Origin of the sequence: Leucobacter sp. UCMA 4100, from assembly GCF_027853335.1 — a bacterium.
Classification (GTDB): domain Bacteria; phylum Actinomycetota; class Actinomycetes; order Actinomycetales; family Microbacteriaceae; genus Leucobacter_A.
The window spans coordinates 2,360,677-2,382,711 of record NZ_JAFEUS010000002.1 but is presented as its reverse complement, the minus strand read 5'-3'; the positions used below and the strand labels follow the sequence as shown (position 1 = coordinate 2,382,711).

The window sequence follows — 22,035 nt, the reverse complement described above, 5'->3', positions numbered from 1 at the left end:
TTCGCCCTCCGCGGCCGCTTGCAGAAGTGGGGTTTGCATTTCTCACTTTTATCACTATACAGTAATGATAATCATTCTCAATAAGACATTAGAGAGTTCGAGGTTCTCCCTTCATGAGCACCCCACACCGACTGGGCACAGCCGCCAGATCACTGCTTCTCAGCCTGAGCGCAGTCGCGATATCAGTAGCCATGGTGATCGGCCACGCACCATTCGCCGTAGCCGCCGAGGCGCCGCCCGCGCCAGCAAGAGCAGCCGCGGACATTACCGTGCTTGATCGCCAGCACACCGACGCGGTGAGTGTTCGGTACCACGACAACGCCCTTGAGCTGAAAACGAGAGCCGACGTCGAGAGCGGGCCACACCAACTCTTCGAGCCGGCAAACGTGCGCTTTCACCTCACCGACCGACAGCGCAGTACCGTTCCCAATGCTCCCGGGTACGACTTCGTAGGCGAAGCAGGCTCAGAGATCTGGCTCATCCAAGAGCGATACCAGCCCGAAACACTCTGGGCAGGCTGGGAGACCGAGACTGTCCCAACCGGACTGTTCGAGGGCGACACCATCACCCTCGAACTGAGCGACATCGAGGGGCCCGGCAACGTCGAACTCTTCGCGAGCTCACCCACGGGCACCGAACGGTTGCTCAGTTCGTCAGAGCCCTCGCTTCGCAGCATGACCGAGTTTGCCGGCGCACACAGTCACGCCAACTGGGCGTTCACGGCCCCGGGCGACTATGCGCTCACCTTCACCGCGAGCGCGAAGCTTCCCTCGGGCGAGACCGTTGAGAGCGAGGCGAGCACCTACTGCTTCACCGTGAGCGGTAACGCGCCCGAAGGCCCCTGCCCCCAGCCAGAGCCACAGGGCAAGCCAAAGCCCACGCCGAATCCCGGCCCCGATCCGCTGCCCAAGCCTCCCGCACCCGCCGAGAACGAGAGGCCTGCTGAGGAGCCCACCGCAGCAGCACCGACTCCCGAACCGCCAGCAGACGCGGGCGCGGGCGTAGCAGCTCGTTCGGGCCAGGCCCAGGAACAGTGCATCGCGACCGAAGTCACCGAAGCGGTCTCGGCAGATTCGATGAGCGTCGCGACCGAGGGCCACTTCGACTTCGGCCCCGTCTTCGACGGCGGCAGGCTCCAGGCGCGTGTCAAAGACGATCGCTCGGCTTCAGGCGAGTGGATCGACCCCGCCCGCCTCATCTTTCACCTCGGTGAAGCCGCGAAGACCCGCTCGCCCGGCGGTACCTTCGATTTTCTCGGCACCGGTGACATCTGGCAGATCCCGTTGACACAGCAGGCCCAGGTGCCCTGGCTCGGCTGGAACACACAGCACCCCACCATCGCTGGCAAAACCCAGGGGCCCGTAACCCTCACGCTCGACTCGCTCGACGGGCCGGGTGACATGGCCGTCTACTCGATGGACTCATGGGGTGGGCTCGGCGACCGGTTCTTTGGCACCGTGAGCGGGTTTCCACGAAGCACGAGCATCGCCGTTGGCGCCTCGGGGGTTCACGTGCACGGCGTGTGGGCATTCACCGAGCCGGGCACCTACCGGGCGGCAATGTCGTTCAGCACAACCATCGGTGGCGCCGAGCAGAAAGCCAACACGGTGCTCACCTTCTTCGTTGGCGACGGTGACCCCTCTCAGGCTGCCGGCGAACACGACGTCACGACCGTCGTCGGCCAAACCCCAGACGGCAAACCGTGCGACCTGAGTCTCGCCGAAACCGGCTCGCGAGATCGCTGGGTGATCGAGACCGGTGCAATCGCGGTCGCGCTTTTCGCACTCGGAATCGCTTTTCTTGGCGCCGCCTCGCTGCGCCCACGACGCTTCGTCACACAACGGTAACAAAGCACACCATAGACCCCGCCGGGCGGAAGGACCTCCCGGCACCACATAGAAAGGATGTCAGCACATGACATCAGTACTCACCCGCTCTGGGCCACGGCTCAAAGCAGGGCTCAGCCTCGCGCTGCTCGCCGCGCTCGTCGGCGGCACCGCGGCCCACGCAGCCGAGCCCGCAGAAGACCCAACGATCGTCGCGAGCGGTCACGCCGACCTCATGTGGCTCACCAAAGACGGTTCGGGCAAGCCCACCCTGGCCGTGAACTCAGACGACCTCGGCGTCGTACAGGCTGGCGACCTCGCCTTTCATATGAAGCCGAGTGTCGCTGAGCGCACCGCGAACTCAGACGCGATCGCGGCGCTCGGGGTTGGGCAAACCGACACCTTCTACCTCGCGCCAGAGCGCTACTCACCCGGGCAACTCTTCATTGGGTTCGGCTTCGATCTCAACAGCTTCGCGGCTGACTCGGTCGAGGTCGAGCGCACCATCTCGCACTTCGAGGGGCCCGGAGACTTCGCCATGTGGCACAGTGCTGAGGGCGATGCCCCTCTCGTAAGCACCGCGAGCGATGTCACCAGCTTCACGAGCATCGGCTACCACGAGCACTCGAACTGGGGGTTCACCGCCGAGGGAACCTACTCCTTTGACGTCACCGCAAAGGTCACCGATGTCGCCTCGGGCGAGGTCACGACCACGCCAGCCGAACACTACACCTTCATCGTTCGTGAAGAAGCGAAGGCGACCGAGCCCGTGACTGACGTCGAGCTCAGCGTCACCGGGGCTGCAGGCCACTACCACACGGGTGATGTCGCGACGCTCACGGCAAAGCAGACCCCGGCCGAGGTCTCTGACCACCTGCACTGGTTCACTCGGGCGAATGCCTCGGCTGAGTGGGCAATCGTTCCCGAGGCCCACGGCAGCACCTACGGTTTCGTCGTCACCGCCGAGCAGCAGGTCAAGGCGGTCGTGTACGGCGAGAACCACGCGGTACTCGCCGAGAGCGCTCCCGTCGACATTCACGTTGACGATCACGGAAACACCCCGGGTGTTGGCCCCGAGATCACGGTAGCGCACGAAGCAACCGAGGGAGCGCTCACGCTCAGCGTTGACGCGGCGCACCGCCGCGTCACGATGGATCCGCTCACCCTCACCGAGCAGGCCGACCGCCTCGTCTCGCACGGAGCCGTCGGCGGCATCACCGTCACCGACACGCGTTCGGGCGGCCTCGGCTGGTCAGCAAACGGACGACTGCGCAACTTTGTCTCGCCATCGGGAGAAACCCTCGACGGCAAGCACCTCGGCTGGCAGCCCACGGTCGTGAGCGCTTCGAACGGCCAGACCGTGAGCGCGGGCGCGAAGGTCGCTCCCGGCTTTGCCTCAGGCAACGGCGTGAAGGGGTGGAGCGCGCTCGGCAAGGCCGAGGCGCAGCACTCGCGTGGCACCGCCGTGCTCGGCGCAGATCTCACGATCGAGGCACCCACCACGACCGCGATCGGCGAATACACCGGCGTGCTGCTCATCACCGTGATCTAACGCAGCTTCACGCCACACACCGGTGCCCCGCTCGAGCCTCACGGGCCGGGCGGGGCACCTTTCCTTGCACCCTCAGGACACAGAAACTACTCATGCGCCCCAAGCTCTTCACCGCTCTCCTAGCCACGGCCCTCACCATCGGTATTGCTGCGCCAGCAGGCGCCATGCCAATGACCGCCGATGACACGCCCACCCCAGCCGAGACCGCGCCTCACAGCACCTGGTCAGTGGTTCCCGCGACCGAGGAAGGGCCCGACGGAAGAGGCGAGCTCAGCTACATCGTCGAACCGGGCTTCACCTATCACGACCACATCGCGGTACGAAACCATGCCGAGACCCCGCTCACGGTCACGCTCGCGGTGCGAGACGCCGAGCAAACCCCAGAGAACGATTTCGTCTTAACCGACGACGAACAGACTCCAGGAACCCCGAGCTCGTGGTTCAGTATTGACTCCACCGAGGTCACGGTCGAACCGCGAAGCTCACTCGTGGTGCCCATAGCCCTCACGGTTCCTGGCGATGCTGAGCCGGGCGATCACTCAGGCGGTGTCGTGGCCGTGCTCGATGCGCCGGCAAACGATGCCGAGGGCACCGATGCAGGAACTGAGGTTCGATACGCCGTCGGAACCCGCGCGCATGTTCGGGTCGCGGGCCCCGTCGAGCCGAAGATGTCGGTCGATTCGTTCGAGGGCCGTTACCGCTCACCGGTGAGCCCCATTGGGCTCGCTCCGCTTCTCACGACCGCGACCGTCGTCAACACCGGCAACATTCGCGTCTCGGGAACGGCCAGGGTTGAAGCCGTGGGCCTCTTCGGGCTGTGGAGCGCGAAGGGCGATGCCGTGCCCACCGCAGAGCTGCTGCGCGGGGGCGCGACAACCCTCTCAAGCGGCCTCGCCGAGGTACCGCAAATCGGCCCCGTTTGGGTCACTTTCACGGTTGATTCGCTCAGGTCAGGAGATCAAGACCTCGATGCGGTCATTACCAAGGCCGAGACCATCACGGTCGTGGTGTGGGCTGTTCCCTGGTCACTCATCGTCATCATCGCACTGTTTGCCATAGCCATCACCATCGCGGTGCGAAATCTCCGTCTCCGGTTACGCAGCCGTGCTCAGCCAGACGCGCTGCCAGACGGGCCACCGGAACAGGCTTCGCGGGCAGCCGACTAGTGTCCCTCAGGCTCGCCAAGCACGTGCACGGGCGCGTTCACCGAGACATGCTCGCCTTCTTCGGTCGCGAACATGCGCACCCCGATCGTTGCCTCGTCGAATTCAACCGCCCAGTGATGGGGCGTTTCTAACCCACCACGATGCCTGAGGGTGAGCGCGGTGGCTGCTGCGACGAGGCAGCTCGAGGGAAGCATCTCGCCTTCAAGCAGGGCGCTCACGCGAGCCTGCCCTACCCCGTGCGTGATTCTTGGGCTACCGAGTGCTTCGTCTGCCGCAAGCACCGCCGTTCGCAGACCTCGCTCAGGGGTCGCATCACTGAGGTGCGCAACCACTTCGATGTGCTCAGAGCCAATGCGCACAGTATGAAGGCTGTCGGTTTCTGGCCGCCCGGCGAAGCGCCATCGGCCAAGATCAACGGCGTAACCCGAGCGGCCCGCCAGAACATCACGAATACCGTCTGGGGTTGCCATCGGAATCGCGTCACGACGGTCCTCGAAACGCAGACTTCCCCACTCGCCAAGGGCGGCGACGGCCGCGAGCACACCGCCGCCGCTCGTCGCGAGTGATGACCCCGAGGCGCTGACCGTCTCACACCACCAGGCCGCTGCTGGGTCTTCTGCGAGGGCGCTTCGCCCCTCCTCCAGGTGTTCGCTTCGCACGGCGCGAACAATTCCCGCTGGCGCCGTTCCTGATTCGCGTCGTAGCAGCGCCACGCGCTCGCTCGCGGTGATTGGGCAATCGCCCGCTTCGTCTAACACGACGAGATAGTGGGTTCCTGCTACCGTAACTCGCTGAGTCGTGCGCGGTTGCTGCCGGGTTGTCATTCGCGGCCCTCGTTCTCGGCGATGCCGTCGATGAGTCTCAGGTCGGGGGCCGCGATCCACTCGATCTCTCGGTACCGCTTAAACCAGCTGACCTGCCTTCGCGCGTACCGTCTCGTGAGCACCTGCGTCTGTTCGATGGCTTCGGCCTCGGCCATCGTGCCGCGTATCTGGGCGATGGCCTGCAGGTACCCGATCGCACGCGAGGCCGTCTGCCCGTCTTCGATGCCGTCGCCCATGAGCCCTCGCACCTCATCGATGAGCCCATCGCGCCACATGTTCACGACTCTCGCATCCAGCCGCGGAACGAGCACTTCGCGGGGCGTGTGAACGCCGATGACGCGGGTTTTCTCATGCCACAGTTCTGGCGCCTTGGGCAGTTGCACCTGAGCGTCTTCACCAAGCAGGGCAACCTCGAGCGCACGAATGACCCTGCGCGGGTTTCTTGCGTCGACCGTTTCTGCGACCCGTGGGGCGAGGGCTTGCAAGCGATGCATGAGCGGATCGACCCCGCTCGCCTCGTACTCCAGCTCGAGTTGTTGCCGCAGGGCCTCATCGCGTGGCGGAAACTGGAAGTCGTAGAGCACGCTCGAGACGTAGAGGCCTGAGCCTCCGACGAGGATGACGTCGTTGCCGCCCGCGAGCTTTGCCTGGATGAGTTCTCGGGCTGTTGGCTGGTACCAGGCGACGGTTGCTTCTTCGGTCACGCTGAGTGCATCGAAGAGGTGGTGCGAAATGCCCCGCCGCTCTTCGACGGGAATCTTCGCCGTGCCGATGTTCATGCCCCGGTAGAACTGCATGGCGTCGGCGTTCACGATCTCGGCTGAGCCGAGATGCTCAGCGAGGTCGAGCGAGAGCGCCGATTTACCGGTTCCTGTCGCGCCAACAACGGCCCAGAGCGTGCCCTGAGCCGCCACCTAACGAACCCTGAGGGTCGGCAGGCCGAGGTTTACTGCGCGACCGGTTCCGGTTGAGGGTGTTGGCGCGCCGCAGCTGTCTGCCTGGCTCCGATCCCACGCATCGCCTGAGCGGGTGCGGCGGAGCTCGTAGGTGTCTGAGGCATCTGCGATCAAGAAGTAGGGTGCCGAGCTCGTCACACGAACGGTCACGACGTCGCCGGGCCTCGGCGCTTCTGACCCCTCAGGAACTTCGAAGTGTACGAGGCGTGAGTCACGCGCACGGCCGCTCAAGCGTCTGCGCGCGTCGTCTTTACGACCGTCGCTTTCTGCGACGAGCACCTCAACCACTTCACCGACCTGCTTGGCATTTTCCTCTGCCGAAATGCGGTCTTGAAGGGCCATGAGCCGTTCGTAGCGTTCTTGCACAACGGCTTTGGGTACCTGGTTCTCCATCTCAGCCGCGGGAGTGCCGGGGCGAATGGAGTACTGGAAGGTAAACGCGGTTGTGAACCGGGCAGCTTCAACGACCCTCATGGTGTCTTCGAAGTCTTCGTCGGTTTCGCCTGGAAAGCCAACAATGATGTCGGTGCTGATCGCTGCGTGTGGCAGCAATTCGCGCACCCGGTCGAGAATGCCGAGAAACTTCTTGCTTCGGTATGAGCGACGCATCGCTTTGAGGATGCTGTCTGAGCCCGACTGCAACGGCATGTGCAATTGGGGCATCACGTTCGGCGTTTCGGCCATGGCCTCGATGACATCGTCAGTGAATGCTGCGGGGTGCGGGCTTGTGAAGCGCACTCGCTCGAGTCCCTCAATATCACCCATCGCACGAAGCAGCTTGCCGAAGGCCTGGCGATCGCCAAACTCGACGCCATACGTGTTGACGTTTTGGCCGAGAAGCGTAACTTCGACCGCCCCATCGTCGACGAGTGCCTGTACCTCGTTCATGACGTCACCGGGGCGACGATCTTTTTCTTTCCCGCGCAGGCTGGGAACGATGCAGAAGGTGCAGGTGTTGTTGCAACCGACCGAGATCGAAACCCACCCGCTTGAGGCCGAATCACGCTTGGTCGGCAACATCGATGGAAAGACCTCGAGCGCTTCAATGATCTCGACCTGTGCTTCGGCGTTATGCCGTGCGCGCTCGAGCAGCGCGGGGAGCGAGCCCATGTTGTGGGTGCCAAACACCGCGTCGACCCAGGGGGCCTTCTCAACGATCGTGTGCTGGTCTTTCTGCGCGAGACAACCGCCAACGGCAATCTGCATGCCCACGTGGTGGCGCTTCGTCTCTGCGAGCTGGCCGAGCTGGCCGTAGAGCTTGTTGCTCGCGTTTTCGCGTACCGCGCATGTGTTGATGACCACGACGTCGGCCTGCTCAACATCGGTTGCCTTCACGTACCCGGCTGCCTCAAGCGACCCCGAAAGGCGCTCTGAGTCGTGCACGTTCATCTGGCACCCGTGCGTACGCACGGTGTAGCTGCGAGGGCTGCCATCGGCGCGCCTCGCAGCTGGAGAAAAAGTGATGTCAACGGGACGGGTGAGGTCACCGTAGGTATCTGTGCTGACGGTCATAATGACCTATTCTACTAAGCCTTCGCTGGCATCAAGCGCTTCTCGAACCACAGTCATCATTTGAGAGCCGCCCCAGCCCCGGCGCTGCATGAACCCCATGAGCCTGCGCTCGGCGGTCACACGGTCGAGGGCACCCAGCTTCCTGGCGCGTTCTCGGGCCACTTCGCGCATGGTTTCGAGCTCTTCATCATCGTCGAAGCTACTCAGCACCTCGTCGATGACCGCGCGATCTATCTTGCGCTCGGCAAGCTTGAGAGCAATGTGCCCCTTGCTTGCGTGCTTCGTGCGGCGAAGCTTGTCACACACCGCCACGGCGAGTGCTTCATCGTCGAGAAAGTGCCTTCGTTCGAACGACTCAATGACGTGTTCGATCGACTCTTCGTCGTGCTCCTTATTGCGGAGCGCTGCCCGGAGCTCACCGGAAGACATCGCCTTACGGGCTAACGTCTTTGTCGCATCGACGAGAGCATCGGTGTGAGGAGCGGTCTCCCGCTCCTCAACCTCTGCAATTTTTGCGCGAAGGTCAATGACCTCTGCCAGATTGCTTCGTTCTGGCCGCTTCGGCTCGCTCGGTACAGGTTCTACCGGCACAAACTTCACTACCATTGCTCTTCGCTATCTCGTGGCTAGGCGCCGCGCTTCTCGCTCAGGTCGGCAACATTATCGACCTCTGGTTCAGTCGCACCGCCAATGCCGAGCTTGCCAAGAATCTTGTCTTCGATCTCCTGAGCAATCTCGGGGTTCTCGATGAGGAAGCGGCGTGCGTTTTCTTTACCCTGGCCAAGCTGGTCAGCCTCATAGGTGTACCAGGCGCCGCTCTTCTTAATGATGGCCTGGTCAACACCGAAGTCGATCAGCGAGCCTTCGCGAGAGATGCCGGTGCCATACAAGATGTCGAACTCTGCCTGCTTGAAAGGAGGAGCCATCTTGTTCTTCACGACTTTCACGCGAGTGCGGTTGCCCACCGCATCGGTGCCCTCTTTCAGCGTTTCAATGCGTCGAATATCGAGTCGCACCGAGGCATAAAATTTCAGCGCCTTACCACCGGCAGTGGTCTCGGGGCTACCGAAGAACACGCCGATCTTTTCACGGAGCTGGTTAATGAAGATCGCCGTGGTTTTGGTCTGGTTCAGGCCACCGGTAATCTTTCGCAGCGCCTGCGACATGAGTCGGGCCTGCAGACCAACGTGGCTGTCACCCATCTCGCCCTCGATCTCAGCCTTGGGCACGAGGGCCGCAACCGAGTCAATCACGACCAGGTCAATAGCGCCCGAGCGAATGAGCATGTCGGCAATCTCAAGGGCCTGCTCACCGGTATCGGGCTGCGAAACGAGCAGCGCATCAATATCAACACCGAGCTTCTGTGCATAGTCAGGGTCGAGCGCGTGCTCAGCGTCAATAAACGCTGCGATGCCGCCCTGGCGCTGAGCGTTGGCAATTGCATGCAGGGTCAGCGTCGTCTTACCCGATGCCTCAGGGCCATAAATTTCAACGATTCGGCCTCGTGGCAGCCCGCCAACCCCGAGAGCGACGTCAAGGGCAACCGAACCCGTGGGAATAACCTCAACCGGTGCGCGCTCGTCGCTGCCAAGCCGCATGACCGAGCCTTTGCCGAACTGACGGTCGATTTGCGCGAGTGCTGACTCAAGTGACTTTGCACGGTCTTTATTTTGTGCCATGTGGTGCTCTCCTAAAACGTCGGGCGGTATGCACCGCCCTGGGGTTGCTGCCTACAGACTGCCGCTTTCATACTTGAAGCGACAAGGCTTGGGTGATGTACCAACGATGGTAATTTGCACCACCGACATTCATGCGGAATACCGGAAAAAGCTCTCACCATAGTGAATACTCACCCTGTTAACGGAGAGTAACAGGAATCGAACACAGTTTCGAACACCCATCGGCGTGTCGCAGGTGATTAGGGCTTCGGTTCGCGCATTCCACGCCCATGCCGGCGTTCGACAGGCACCTGCATTTCATCGCACAACGACTCCCAGACACGCTTTGGCGTTTCGCCACGCTCAAGAGCCTGCTCACCGGTACACCCGAGAGCACCAAGCCAGTGATCACGCATCAAGACGCCACCATAGGCAGCACCAAACTCTTCAGTCAGAGCGAGGGAAAGCTCACTCAATTTCACCCGCGGAGACCTAGGCCTTCGTCGCGAGAAGCTTGGGCGCGTAGCCTGAGATCAGGCCGCTTGGCACCGTATCTGGCAGAACCGAGACGTGCAGGTTAATGTCTTCGACAACCGCAAGACGCTGGCTCACCTCGCCAAGAATCACCGAGAGTGGCGTATCGAGAGCCTCAGCGACCGAGGCGAGAATTTCGCTCGATGCTTCTTTCTGGCCACGCTCAACCTCTGAGAGGTACCCGAGGGCAACCGACGCCTCGCCGGCAACCTGTCGCAGCGTGCGCCCTTTTTGCAAACGGAAGTCCCGAAGTACGTCACCGATTTCTTCACGCATGAGCACCATCTGGAACCTCCTTGAGTCGTGTGCGTTAGTTTAGCGCACGATGTTCTTACCGCGAGCAGCTGGCTCGTTTGCCGTTCGCTCCACTCCATTCTGCACGAGTGTCAGTGAGTACAACCCGCGAATCTCCATGATTATTCCCGAGAAAACCCTGAATCTGAGCCGTCATCACTCAAGTTTAGCAGGAGTAACCTCAGAGCTGCCTGCACTGTCTCTTCGCGAATCTCGCTCCGCGAGCCCGTGAGCATGAGCTGCTCCGCTCCTGCCCGGCCTTCTGCGGCCCAGGCAATCCACACGGTTCCCGCTGCCTGCCCCGTTTGTGCATCGGGGTCTGGGCCGGCAACCCCGGTCGTCGCGAGCCCGAGGCTCGCTGGCACACCTCGCACCGCGCAGGCATGCCGCACCCCCTCAGCCATGGCAAGAGCCACATCGCGGTGCACAGGCCCGTGCTCTGCAAGGAGTCGTTCGTTAACCCGCAGTACGGAGTGTTTCAGTGCGGTGTCATACGCAATCACTCCTCCGGAGAATACGCGGGAAGCGCCAGGAACGGCGACGAGCTCGGCAGCGAGCATGCCGCCGGTCAGCGATTCAGCCGTCGCAAGCGTGAGTGATCGCCCAGCACACCATTCAAGCACTGTGGCAGCAAGCCCCGTTTCTTGGCTCACGATAAACGCTTTCGCTTCATGAGCGTCAGCACGTAGTCGAGGCCAGAGGCGATCGTGAGCACAACGGCAACGGTCATCGTCACGATATTCACCCAAACGAACCAGTCGCCAATGATCTGGGGCAAGGGGAAGAGCGCAAGGGCGATCGCAACCGCCTGGGCCACTGTCTTAAGCTTTCCCATCCAAGCGGCGGCAACAACCACGTCGTGCGAAATCATCAAGCGGTGAATCGTGATGCCAACCTCACGAATGAGCACGATGATGGTGATCCACCAGAACAGCTCGCCAAGGAGCGAGAGACCGATGAATGCCGCCCCCGTAAGCACCTTATCTGCGATCGGGTCAAGCAGTTTCCCGAGATCGGTGACGAGGCCTCGCGAGCGTGCAAGATATCCGTCAAGAGCGTCGCTGGCGATAGCAACGATGAAGAAGACGGCCGCTGCCCAGCGAAGCGCGCCCATCTGGCCCGCGTCGGCAAGCAACATCCAGAGAAAGAAGGGAGTCGCGATAATGCGAACAATCGTAATGATATTCGCGATGTTCCAGTTGCTCACAGGCTGAGAGTTCATGCGCCTAGGTTACCTGCTTCCTCGTGCGCAAACGACCACTTCACCATGCTTACCATCCGCTGTCGCGGCCGGTAAGCCCCCAGGCGTCTTCGTCACCATCGTCTTCACCATCGACTTCTTCGAGGCCCTGCTGGTGCGCGGCGAGCGGATCATCGTAGCGAGGGTCGGGAGCCGCATAGTCATTCGCAGCTGGCTCATGAGCAGCTGGCTGCTGCGTGCCCTCGGCCTGCGGTTGCGGCGGGAGTTGCTGAGCCGGTGGCTGCTGCGGCTGCTGAGCGGCAGGCTGCTGCGGCGCGGGAGGTTCCTCGCCCGTGAGCATAGCGATCACGTTCGGGAGCTCTTCTTCGCCAACGAGCACTTCTCGAGGCTTCGAGCCATCGGCTGGCCCCACTACCCCACGGTCTTCGAGCAGGTCCATCAAACGGCCAGCCTTCTGATAGCCGACACGAAGCTTGCGCTGCAGCATCGAAGTCGAACCCGACTGCAGGCCGACGACAAGGTCGACCGCTTTGAGTAGGTGCTCAAGATCATCGCCGATATCTGGGTCGATTTCTTTCTTCTCAATCGCTGCGGCAACGTCTTTACGATACTCAGGACGTGCCTGCTGTTTCACGTGCTCGACAACACTTTTGATCTCGTTCTCGTCAACCCATGCGCCCTGAACGCGCACCGGGTTCGAAGCCCCCATTGGCAAGAAAAGACCGTCACCCTGACCGATGAGTTTTTCGGCACCCACCTGGTCAAGAATCACCTTCGAGTCAACGCCCGACATCACGGCAAACGCGAGCCTACTCGGCACGTTCGCTTTAATGAGGCCGGTCACAACATCAACCGATGGTCGCTGTGTCGCGAGCACCAGGTGAATGCCAGAGGCACGCGCGAGCTGGGTGATGCGCACAATCGAGGCCTCGACGTCTCGCGGAGCCTCCATCATCAGGTCGGCGAGCTCGTCGACCACGACGAGCAGATACGGGTACGGCTTCAATACGCGCTGACTGCCCTCGGGCACCGCAACGGTCCCGTCGAGTACCGCACGGTTGAAGTCGTCAATGTGCTTGAAGCCAAAGCTTTCGAGGTCGTCATACCTCATGTCCATCTCTTTCACGACCCACTGCAGCGCTTCGGCGGCCTTCTTCGGGTTTGTGATGATGGGGGTAATGAGGTGTGGCACACCCTGATAGGCGGTGAGCTCAACGCGCTTCGGGTCAACGAGCACCATGCGCACCTCAGCGGGCGTTGCTCGCATGAGCAGGCTCGTGATCATCGAGTTCACAAAGCTCGACTTACCTGAACCGGTTGAACCTGCGACGAGCAAGTGCGGCATCTTCGCAAGGTTCGCGAGCACGAAGTCACCACGAACATCTTTACCCACGCCAATCGCCATGGGGTGCGCGGTCGTCATTGCCTTCTGTGAACGCAACACGTCACCCAAAGCAACGTTCTCGCGATCGCGGTTTGGAATCTCGATGCCGATCGCGCTCTTCCCTGGAATCGGGGCAAGGATCGTAATCTTGTCTGAGGCAACGGCGTACGCAAAGTTTTGTGTCAAAGCCGTGATGCGCCCAACTTTCACGCCGGGTGCGAGCTCGATCTCATACTGCGTCACTGTTGGGCCGCGCGAGTAGCCTACAACCTTCGCGTCAACGTTGAACTGCTTCAGCACCTCGTCGATTGCTTCGATCACGGCCTGATTGGCCTCGGAGTTCATCTTCGGTGGCTCGCCGAGCTTCAGCATGCCCTGGTCGGGCAGGTCGTAGTGCATCTGCGGGCCGGTCTCCTGGGCCGGCTGCGCAAAGGGCTGAAATTCACCGAGCGCGATCGATTCGCCCGCCCCGATGACCACGTTGGTGTCGTCGGTGCCGTCTTCTTCGAGATCTTCAATGGGCGTTGCAGCACGCAATCGCTCAACCACGGGTTCTACATCAGAAAGGTCGGTCGAGTTCTGCTGATGCTCGGCAGCCGCAGGCTCGGGTGCAGCAACGGGCGCCGCGGTGAAACGCTGTGGGGGAAGCGGTGTGGGCGCCTTGGGCTGGGGCGTAGCTTCTTCATCGTCGACGAGAGCAGAATCGAAGGGCACGTCGCCCGGTTCGGCGGTACCGCGGGGCGAGAGCGGTGGCTTCGCATGAAACTCGGGGTCTTCTTCTCGTCCGGTCGGGTTACGACGCCAGAAAGGTAGGCTCTCGGTGTTGGCGTTTTCAAACTCTTCGATGTCGAAGAGCACCTCACCTCGAGCGTCCTTCTTCGGCTTCTTGGGTTTCTCTGCCGGCTTTTCGAGTGCTTTCGTTGCTTCAGCAGGGGCCTCTGAAGCCTCGTCTTCAGAGGGAGTCACGGCCGAGGTCTCACCCACGAGGTAGCGGTACAGATCTCGAATTCGAGCACCGATTCGTGCCGGAGGGGTCTTCGTGATGATGAGGAGCGAAAGCAGTGCCAGGAGGCTCAACACTGGCGTCGCAACCCACACCGTGAGGTACGAGAGCGGCTGACCAATCACCCAGCCGAGCACACCGCCAGCCTCGCTAAACGCTGCCGCATCGGCCTGCCCAGGGTGAGGCTTACCCCCGTAAATATGCGCGAGGCCCGTCGTTGAGACGAGTGCGAGCGTGAGGCCAACGGCAATGCGTCGGTTATCGTGTGTTCCCGTCGGGTGGTTAAAGAGCCAGAAGGCAAAGCCAAGGAGCACAATGGGGAAAACGAATGAAACGCGGCCCACGAAGCCGCCCATCGTGTGAATGCGGAGCCAGTCGGCAACCGAGTTACCGATGAGGAACCACTCGAACACGAGACCGACAATGGCCGCGAGCACGAGGAAAAATGGTGTGCCGTCTTTGCGCAGTTCTGGTTCAAGACGCTCGAGACGGAACATACGGCAGACAGCACCCGTTCCATGCGCAAGCGCCATCCATACCCGGACAAGGATATTGGGGCGCTGCACAGGATCATGAATGATCTTAGTGGTGGCGTTCGCCGATGATTTTGCGGCAGGCTTCTTCGCTCGCGACTGCGCGGAAGATTTCGCACGCGAGTTTGTCTGCTTTTTGCGCGCAGAGCCAGATGAAGAGGGAGAAGCCATGATTATAGGGTACGAGATGCCCCTGACAACGCGACTCACTCTGGCGGCGTGCCCCGATTCTTTACATGATTGTGACGGTAGCCTGTTGTGATGATGAGTTACGCAACCGCACACCCCGCGCATCATTCACCGCTGGGGCAAGGAGCATGAGCGACAACCGCACAGGCCGCGCGAGCGTCATCATCGCGGCGGGAACCCTCACCTCTAGGCTCCTCGGTGTGTTTCGCGTCATGCTGCTCGCACACGCCATAGGCGCGACGGGACTCGCAAATAACGCGTACTGGACCGCGATGAAGATTCCCAACACGGTCTACATTCTCATCATCACGGGTGCTCTCACCGCGGTGCTCGTACCGCAAATCACGAAGGCAGCGCTCAGCGAAGACCGCGGCCAAAAATACATCAACAAGCTCGTGACCCTCTCGATCGTCGCCACGCTGGCGCTGCTGCCGGTCGTCGCGATCGTCACCCCGGCCCTCATCTCATTCCTTGGCGCGGGGTGGGATGAAGCGCAGCTTCGCCTCGCAGTGTTGTTCGCATGGTGGCTCCTGCCCCAGATCGTCTTCTTCTCGCTCTACACCGTCGTTGGTGAGGTGCTCAACGCCAAGAAACTCTTCGGCCCATACTCGTGGTCGCCCGTGCTCGCCAACGTCATTAACATCGCAGGCCTCGTGGCCTTCCTCATGCTCTACGACGCCGACCCTGCGGGCCGCGCGCCGCTTGACCGCTGGGATCCGCTCGCCATCGCGCTTGTCGCGGGATCCGCCACCCTCGGCGTGGCTGTTCAGGGACTCATTCTCTTCGCGTTCTGGAAGAAGATCGGGCTGCGTTTTCGCTTCGACTTTCGCTTTCGCGGGATCGGGCTCGGTACCATGGGCAAGGTCGCGTTCTGGCTCTTCCTCACGGTTCTCGTCGCGCAGCTCGTGGGCCTCATTTACACACTCGCGCTCAACCTCGCGAACAGTTCAGATGTCGTGGGCTCTGGCGGCTGGGAGTTCGTGCGAACCATCGCGGTGATGCCCCACTCGGTCATCGTCATGTCGCTCGTGACCGCGAACTTCACCCGCATGAGCGAGAGCGTGCACGCAGGCCGCATCGACCAGATGAAGGGATACCTCACTCAGGCAACGGGCACCGCGATCTTTGCGATGGTGTTTGTGATCGCGACGATGAGCATTCTCGCGATGCCCATCATGCGCATGCTGCAGCCCAAAGCGCCTCACCACAACCTCGAGATCTTCGCTCCCCTACTCGTTATCACGATGATCGGCATGCTCGCGCAGTCGCTCCTGTTCGTGTTTAACCGTGGGTTCTATGCTCTCAGCGACACCAAGCGACCCTTCTACATCGCGGTCGTGAGTTCGGCTGTCGCTCTCCTTGGCGCGCTCTTCTGCATGACGCTTCCGCCCTATCTCATTCCCTACGTGCTCGCCTTCTCTGAGGGCGTCGTCACCTTTGGGCAGGTCGCAGCAACCTTCCTCGTTCTTCGTGGTCAAATTGGCAGGCTCACAGGCAGAAACCTGCTCACGACACTGATCAAGACGTGCTTCGCGGCGTTCTTCGCAGCAATCGCGGGCTTCATCGTGCTCGTGATGCTCGGCGGGTTGCAGGAGGGTGCCTTCACCGTGCGCTCCTTTGGAACCGCCTTCGCGACGTGCCTCATCATCTCGTTTACGATGCTCTTCGTCTACGGCATCGTGCTCAAGATCATCAAGAGCAACGAGCTCGACGAGCTCCTCGCGGTCGGCAAACGCCTTGCAGCGAAGGTGACGACGCGTCGCTAGCGGGAGCCGCTAGGCCCGTTCGAAGCGGATCACTCCCGCTGCCCCGTCGTGAGGCTCTGGGTGCCTGCCCCGCGCGAACGCTCCCCAAGCGCGTCGCACGATGCGGCCGCTCTGCTCGATCTCGACCCAGCTTGCCCCTCGAACGAGCGTGGCGTCACGCCAGGCACGCTCGTCGCCAAACAGCATTGCAAGGTCAACCGTGTGGCAGGCGCCAAACGGGTTTCCCGGAGCCGACCACGTCACCACGAAACGACTCACACGCCCTCCAGCGGCCCGCATGGTCGCCGCCAGCTCACGAGCAGGCTTTGCATACGCCGACTTCGTGAGGGCACGGGCTGCGAGCCCCTGCAAGGCACCGCCAACGAGAGGAACGCTGCCGAGCTTCGCAAGAGCGGGAATGCTCTCTAAGAAAAAGCGCGCCTCTTCTTTCGTGTGCCCGATCATGAGTTCAATCTCTGGCGCAACGCGCGCGAGTGCCTCGGTCAGCCCGACGCCGGGCGCAAAAGGCGCGACCCCTGGCTGCGGGCCGTACGGCATCGCAGAGCTGAGGCCAAAGCCCGCCGCGGCCTTGGCGGCAACCTTCTCAAGCGCAAGCACCTCGTCGATTGGCATGTGCTCATTCACTCCCGCGAGCGTAGGCACCATCTGCTCATGCATCTTGGGCCGATCTGCGGTGAGCGACCCGAGCGGGGCGCTCTGCACGATAGCTCGCTTCATGAGTTTCGGGGCTCCAGGAATCGCCATGAGGTGTAACACCGCATCGGCACCCGCCGATTCACCGAACGCCGTGACGTTCTCGGGGTCTCCCCCAAACGCCGCAATGTTGCGCTTAACCCATTCGAAGGCAAGCCATTGGTCGAGAACGCCCAGGTTTGCTGGCCGCGAGCCGCCGCCCACGTAGCCGAGCGCCCCGAGCCGATAGGTCACGGTGACAACGATGACCTGCGCGTCAGCAACGAGCGGCGCGGGGTCCATGAAACCGATGTCGCCAGCGCCTGAAACATACGAGCCTCCGTGAATCCAGACAAGCACGGGAAGCGGTTCGTCACTCTCTTCGGCGGGCATCGTCACTGAGAGACGCAAGCAGTCTTCATCGTAGTGAAGCTCGTCTGGCCGGTAGCCAAGCCGTTCTTCCAAAAGCGGTGCGGGGTTTTGCGGGCAGGCGGGAGCCCACTCGGTTGCGAACAGGACCTCTTCGCGGTCTTCGACCGCAATCGGCTCTTCACCGCGAAGAGCGGTCGCATACGGAATACCGGTGGCACGCCTCACAGCGCCGTCGATCCACCCCTCAATGGGCCCAGCGGGAGTGGTAAATCGAGGGGTCTCTCGTGACTCTGGTTGCATCGAACGCTCCTGCCCTAGGCGGCGCAGCACCCTAGCTACGCCTCTCAGACCGAGTTTATCGCCTTGTTGCGATGGCGATAGCGAGCCGTGCCTTACGCACGAAATTCTGCACGCCGCTCAGAGCCGACATGCGATACAGCGCATGCGCCGAGGCGATGAGTTCGCGCGCCTCGGGCGTGAGGTTGCGCTCATTGTCTTGCACCCGCGTTCTCGCGTACACGATACCAAGATCGGTACCCCGGGTACTGAACCCTCCATCTGCGACGGTGTTGAGATAAAACACCTCACCCGGCTGCAGGCTATGCCAGTCACGCGCCTCACGAACGAACTCGAGTCTCGATGCGCCCGAAACCGCTCGGTACACACCGGTCAACGGAGCCTGGAGAATACGATGTGGCCGAGGGTCGGTCGCGCGAATAATCATGTGACTCCACTCCTCGCTCGAAGCGCCGGCCGCAGCCGATGCCTCGCACAACTCAGCAGCGTCAACCCCCACGTCGAGGCCCGAATACTCGGCGATGTGGAGCGCGATGAGTGGAAGAGCAGCGAATGCCCCCGTGGGAATATTCGTGATGCTCATCGTTCCCGTCAAGCGAGGGTTGAGCTCGCCGAGGTACACCTCGTCGGTATCAGTGTCGATCAGCAGGTCGATGCCGAAGGTACCCCGATAGCCCTCGCGCGCAAGGCCGTCGCCGAAGCGGCGCACCATCTCAACGCCCTTGGCGCGAGCCTCAGCGCTCATCACGCTCGGAGACATCTCGTTGCCCGACCAGCCGCCAGCGTGCTCGGTGAGTTCGCGATGGCCGGTGACCTCGCTCAAGATGGGCCCCACCACGGTTCCGTTGCCGGTAACAATCGCGTCAACGGCGAGCGGTAAGTGATTGATGCGCTTCATGATTTTGACGTCTACATCACGCAGCTTCGCGGCCACAGCCTCGTAACGCTCTTGACCGTCGATGAAGTAGGTCGTTTCACCGGAGTTCCCGTAGGCTGTCTGTACAACGAGGTCACTGCCGAGACCGTTCTCGCTCGCGGCCCTCGTGAGTTCTGCCCAGCTCGCAACACGCGTGATGACGTTTGGCACGCTCATGACGCCGACACTCTCGCCCAGCTGCGTCGTCACCATCTTCGAGTCGAGCCTGTGGCGCAAGGCGTTCGAGGGCATGATGAGTTCAAGCCCCATCTCACGGCACAGCGCCTCTGAGGTCTCGTCAAAGAAGGCAAGCAAAACCTGGGGTTTCAAGCCCTCGGGTGTTCGAGCACGCATATGCGCGATCACCTCTGGGTTCTTGAGCAACCAGTTCACGACCGAGATGTTGCCACGCGGTGCGGGGTTCGGAATGTTACTCGGAACGAAAACCGCGGGATGCGTCGCGTTCCAGCTGTCAACGAGGGTAATGAATGAGAGCCCAGGCACAAAGGCCTCGACACCCACGAGGTGGGTGGCGGTGCGACTCACGTAGAATACGGGTTGCTTGCTCGCCCTGAGGCGTTGCGCAACCTCTTCGAGAGGAGCGACGGGCTTCTTCTCACTCATACCGAGTCTCCTTAAACGAGCACAACCACCGGCACGATCATCGCCTTACGACGAAGCTTCGTACCGACCCAGCGGCCGATGGTGCGACGGGTGATCTGCTCCAGCTGGTGCTGATCGGTCGTGCCCTCCTTCATCGCCTGCTCGAGCGCCGTAGCGATCTTGGGGGTGATCGAAGCGAACACCTCTTCTTCTTCGGCAACGCCGCGCGTGTGAACGTCAGGGCCTGACACGATCTGCCCGGTCACCGGCTCAACCACGGTCACGACCGAGATGAAGCCTTCTTCGGCGAGCGTGCGGCGGTCACGAAGATCTTCATCGGTCACGCGGCCAACGCTCTTGCCGTCGACGTAGATGAAATCAATATCGACCTGACCCACCTTGCGCGCGACCCCATCGACGAGGTCAACGACAGTGCCGTTATCGCCGATAATCGTACGGTTTTGTGGCACGCCGGTCTGAATCGCTACCTCAGCGTTGGCAACGAGGTGACGGTACTCGCCGTGAATGGGCATGACGTTCTTTGGGCGCACAATGTTGTAGCAGTACATGAGCTCGCCCGCCGAGGCGTGGCCCGAGACGTGCACCTTGGCGTTGCCCTTGTGCACGACGTGGGCGCCAAGGCGCATGATGCCGTTGATGACCCGGTATACCGAATTCTCGTTACCGGGAATGAGGCTCGAAGCGAGAATCACGGTATCGCGCTCACCTACCTCGATCTGGTGCTCTTGGTTGGCCATACGGCTCAGCACTGCCATGGGTTCGCCCTGCGACCCCGTCGACATGTAGACGATGCGGTTGTCAGGAATCTCGCCGCTCTTCTTGAGGTCAACGAGAACCCCTTCGGGCACCTCGAGGTAGCCAAGGTCGGCGGCAATCTTCATGTTGCGCACCATTGAACGGCCGAGCAGCACAACCCGGCGCCCGTTCGCAACAGCAGCGTCGAGCACCTGCTGAACGCGGTGAACGTGGCTCGAGAAGCTCGCGACCACGACCTTGCCTTCGGTACGCGCAATGACCTGTTCGATGACGGGCCCGATGTCCTTTTCAAGCGGAGTGAAGCCGGGAACCTCGGCGTTTGTCGAGTCGGTCATGAAGAGGTCGACGCCCTCTTCACCGAGGCGGGCGAAAGCTCGCAGGTCAGTGATGCGGCCATCGAGCGGCAGCTGATCCATCTTGAAGTCGCCGGTGCCAATCACGAGGCCGGCGGGCGTGCGAATAGCAACCGCGAGAGCATCGGGAATCGAGTGGTTCACGGCAATGAACTCGAGGTCGAAGGGTGCGAGCTGCATGCGCTCGTCTTCGACGACCTCGTGCAGCACCGGCTTGATGCGGTGCTCTTTGAGCTTCGCCGCAACAAGCGCGAGCGTGAGCTTCGAACCGATCAGCGGAATGTCGTGGCGCTTCTTGAGCAGGTACGGCACCCCACCGATGTGATCTTCGTGACCGTGCGTGAGCACGACGCCGACAATGTCGTCGAGACGGTCTTCGATCTTCGTAATGTCGGGAAGAATGAGGTCGACACCGGGCTGGTGCTCTTCTGGAAACAAGACGCCGCAGTCAACGACGAGCAGCTTGCCGTCGAATTCGTAGACGGTCATGTTGCGACCGACCTCTCCGAGCCCCCCTAGGGGGATGACCCGAAGCGTGCCGGGCGTGAGTGCTGGTGGGTCGTACGCGTGACGTAGCAAGTGAGATTCGCTCCTATCGAGTGGTGCCCGCGACCTTTGGAAGTGCACCGCCTGCAGCGGCGTTTCGGTCTGGGCGGAAATTTGAAAGATCAAGCCCTGCGAGCTCGCCAACGAGACCGAGCTCGTCTTCGATGAGAGCGGCTTCCCACTCTTCAGGACCAACGAGAGGCAGGCGCACCCGGGGGCTTGAGATACGGCCAAGGCCGTGCAGAATGTATTTGGCAGCAACGGTGCCGGGCACGTGCGTCATAACTGCACGAACGAGTGGCTCCAACTGCTGATGCGCTGCCTGAGCAGCGTGCAGATCGCCACGGTTCACCGCGTCAATAATGACGCGGTACGGCGATGCTGTGACGTTTGCGGTCACTCCGATGAGGCCGCTGGCTCCGATCGCGAGGTGCGGGAGCACGTTCGCGTCATCGCCTGAAAAGTACATGAGGTCGGTCTGGTTGAGCACACGGCTCACCTCGCTGAAGTCACCCTTCGCGTCTTTGACCGCCAGAATGTTCGGGTGTTTTGCGAGCCGCAGAATCGTTTCGTAGCGGATCGGCACGCCCGTTCGACCGGGAATGTCGTAGAGAATCACTGGCAAATCTGTGGCATCGGCAACCATGCGGAAGTGCGTGAGCAACCCTGCCTGCGTCGGCTTGTTGTAATACGGGGTCACGATCATGACGCCGTCGGCGCCCGCCTTCTCGCTGGCCTTGTAGAGCTCAATCGCGTGTGCGGTCTCGTTTGATCCGCCGCCGGTGATGATTTTGGCGCGGCCCGATGAGACCGACTTCGCGACCTCAACCAGCTTCAGCTTCTCGGGGTCGGTGAGCGTTGAAGTCTCACCCGTCGTTCCGGTTACGACGATACCGTCGGCGCCGCGAACGATGCAGTCTTCAATGTGCTGCTCGGTGGCAGCCCAATCAACCTCACCCTGGGCGTCAAAGGGCGTAATGAGTGCGACCAGAACCTGGCCAAATGGATTCTCTTTCACAGACACCTCTCTAGGGTACCCGACTTTTGGGCGAGGGTTTCGCTTCTCGCGCATTCTTGTGGGCCAGATCACGCAGAGCAGCA

General features: G+C 61.7%; 18 protein-coding genes. 4 read left to right on the top strand and 14 right to left on the bottom strand.

Annotation, left to right across the window (positions count from 1 at the left end; genetic code table 11):
- The first annotated feature begins 113 nt into the window (after window positions 1-113).
- The 3 genes from JSO19_RS11040 to JSO19_RS11030 all read left to right on the top strand — a co-directional run bounded on the left by JSO19_RS11040 (window position 114) and on the right by JSO19_RS11030 (window position 4,544).
- On the top strand, window positions 114-1,847 hold the full coding sequence (locus JSO19_RS11040; protein ID WP_270911730.1) for a TIGR03773 family transporter-associated surface protein: 1,734 nt from the start codon (window positions 114-116) through the stop codon (window positions 1,845-1,847).
- Between the two features lie 67 nt (window positions 1,848-1,914).
- Window positions 1,915-3,378 carry a choice-of-anchor M domain-containing protein gene (locus JSO19_RS11035; protein ID WP_270911728.1) on the top strand — a complete coding sequence of 488 codons (1,464 nt, stop codon included), beginning with the start codon at window positions 1,915-1,917 and terminating at the stop codon, window positions 3,376-3,378.
- A 92-nt stretch (window positions 3,379-3,470) separates the two neighbouring features.
- A complete protein-coding gene (locus JSO19_RS11030; RefSeq protein WP_270911727.1) occupies window positions 3,471-4,544 on the top strand; it encodes a hypothetical protein in 1,074 nt (357 codons plus the stop codon).
- Here JSO19_RS11030 and JSO19_RS11025 read toward each other — a convergent pair.
- The 10 genes from JSO19_RS11025 to JSO19_RS10980 form a co-directional block, all read right to left on the bottom strand.
- Window positions 4,541-5,368: a hypothetical protein gene (locus JSO19_RS11025; RefSeq protein ID WP_270911726.1), complete on the bottom strand. Its 828-nt coding sequence runs from the start codon at window positions 5,366-5,368 to the stop codon at window positions 4,541-4,543. The genes JSO19_RS11030 and JSO19_RS11025 overlap by 4 nt on opposite strands.
- Entirely contained in the window at window positions 5,365-6,282 is a 918-nt protein-coding gene (gene miaA, locus JSO19_RS11020) for a tRNA (adenosine(37)-N6)-dimethylallyltransferase MiaA (RefSeq protein WP_270911725.1), read from the bottom strand. The genes JSO19_RS11025 and miaA overlap by 4 nt, the downstream gene beginning before the upstream one ends.
- On the bottom strand, window positions 6,283-7,836 hold the full coding sequence (gene miaB / locus JSO19_RS11015; protein ID WP_270911724.1) for a tRNA (N6-isopentenyl adenosine(37)-C2)-methylthiotransferase MiaB: 1,554 nt from the start codon (window positions 7,834-7,836) through the stop codon (window positions 6,283-6,285).
- Between the two features lie 6 nt (window positions 7,837-7,842).
- Entirely contained in the window at window positions 7,843-8,442 is a 600-nt protein-coding gene (locus JSO19_RS11010; protein WP_270911723.1) for a regulatory protein RecX, read from the bottom strand.
- 20 nt (window positions 8,443-8,462) lie between these two features.
- Complete coding sequence (gene recA, locus JSO19_RS11005; RefSeq protein ID WP_217134460.1) at window positions 8,463-9,515, bottom strand: recombinase RecA; 1,053 nt, start codon at window positions 9,513-9,515, stop codon at window positions 8,463-8,465.
- Between the two features lie 239 nt (window positions 9,516-9,754).
- Complete coding sequence (locus JSO19_RS11000; protein WP_270911721.1) at window positions 9,755-9,976, bottom strand: DUF3046 domain-containing protein; 222 nt, start codon at window positions 9,974-9,976, stop codon at window positions 9,755-9,757.
- A 10-nt stretch (window positions 9,977-9,986) separates the two neighbouring features.
- Complete coding sequence (locus tag JSO19_RS10995; RefSeq protein WP_217134456.1) at window positions 9,987-10,313, bottom strand: helix-turn-helix domain-containing protein; 327 nt, start codon at window positions 10,311-10,313, stop codon at window positions 9,987-9,989.
- A 131-nt stretch (window positions 10,314-10,444) separates the two neighbouring features.
- Window positions 10,445-10,975 (bottom strand): CinA family protein, encoded by a 531-nt coding sequence (locus JSO19_RS10990; RefSeq protein ID WP_270911718.1) that lies wholly within the window; start codon window positions 10,973-10,975, stop codon window positions 10,445-10,447.
- Window positions 10,972-11,544: a CDP-diacylglycerol--glycerol-3-phosphate 3-phosphatidyltransferase gene (gene pgsA, locus JSO19_RS10985; RefSeq protein ID WP_270911717.1), complete on the bottom strand. Its 573-nt coding sequence runs from the start codon at window positions 11,542-11,544 to the stop codon at window positions 10,972-10,974. Before pgsA ends, JSO19_RS10990 begins: the two co-directional genes overlap by 4 nt.
- Before the next feature lie 49 nt (window positions 11,545-11,593).
- Window positions 11,594-14,614 carry a DNA translocase FtsK gene (locus JSO19_RS10980; protein ID WP_270911716.1) on the bottom strand — a complete coding sequence of 1,007 codons (3,021 nt, stop codon included), beginning with the start codon at window positions 14,612-14,614 and terminating at the stop codon, window positions 11,594-11,596.
- A 146-nt stretch (window positions 14,615-14,760) separates the two neighbouring features.
- Between JSO19_RS10980 and murJ the strand changes: the two genes are divergently transcribed.
- Entirely contained in the window at window positions 14,761-16,398 is a 1,638-nt protein-coding gene (gene murJ, locus JSO19_RS10975; RefSeq protein ID WP_270911715.1) for a murein biosynthesis integral membrane protein MurJ, read from the top strand.
- Between the two features lie 9 nt (window positions 16,399-16,407).
- Here murJ and JSO19_RS10970 read toward each other — a convergent pair whose 3' ends face one another.
- From JSO19_RS10970 to dapA, 4 genes are read right to left on the bottom strand one after another with little or no spacing between them, the layout of a single operon-like run.
- Complete coding sequence (locus JSO19_RS10970; protein ID WP_270911714.1) at window positions 16,408-17,742, bottom strand: carboxylesterase family protein; 1,335 nt, start codon at window positions 17,740-17,742, stop codon at window positions 16,408-16,410.
- Window positions 17,743-17,797: 55 nt separating this feature from the next.
- Window positions 17,798-19,279: a biotin carboxylase gene (locus tag JSO19_RS10965; protein WP_270911713.1), complete on the bottom strand. Its 1,482-nt coding sequence runs from the start codon at window positions 19,277-19,279 to the stop codon at window positions 17,798-17,800.
- 11 nt (window positions 19,280-19,290) lie between these two features.
- Window positions 19,291-20,967, bottom strand: a complete 1,677-nt coding sequence (locus tag JSO19_RS10960) for a ribonuclease J (RefSeq protein WP_270911712.1) — start codon at window positions 20,965-20,967, stop codon at window positions 19,291-19,293.
- 13 nt (window positions 20,968-20,980) lie between these two features.
- On the bottom strand, window positions 20,981-21,958 hold the full coding sequence (dapA, locus tag JSO19_RS10955) for a 4-hydroxy-tetrahydrodipicolinate synthase (protein ID WP_217134429.1): 978 nt from the start codon (window positions 21,956-21,958) through the stop codon (window positions 20,981-20,983).
- Between the last annotated feature and the right edge of the window lie 77 nt (window positions 21,959-22,035).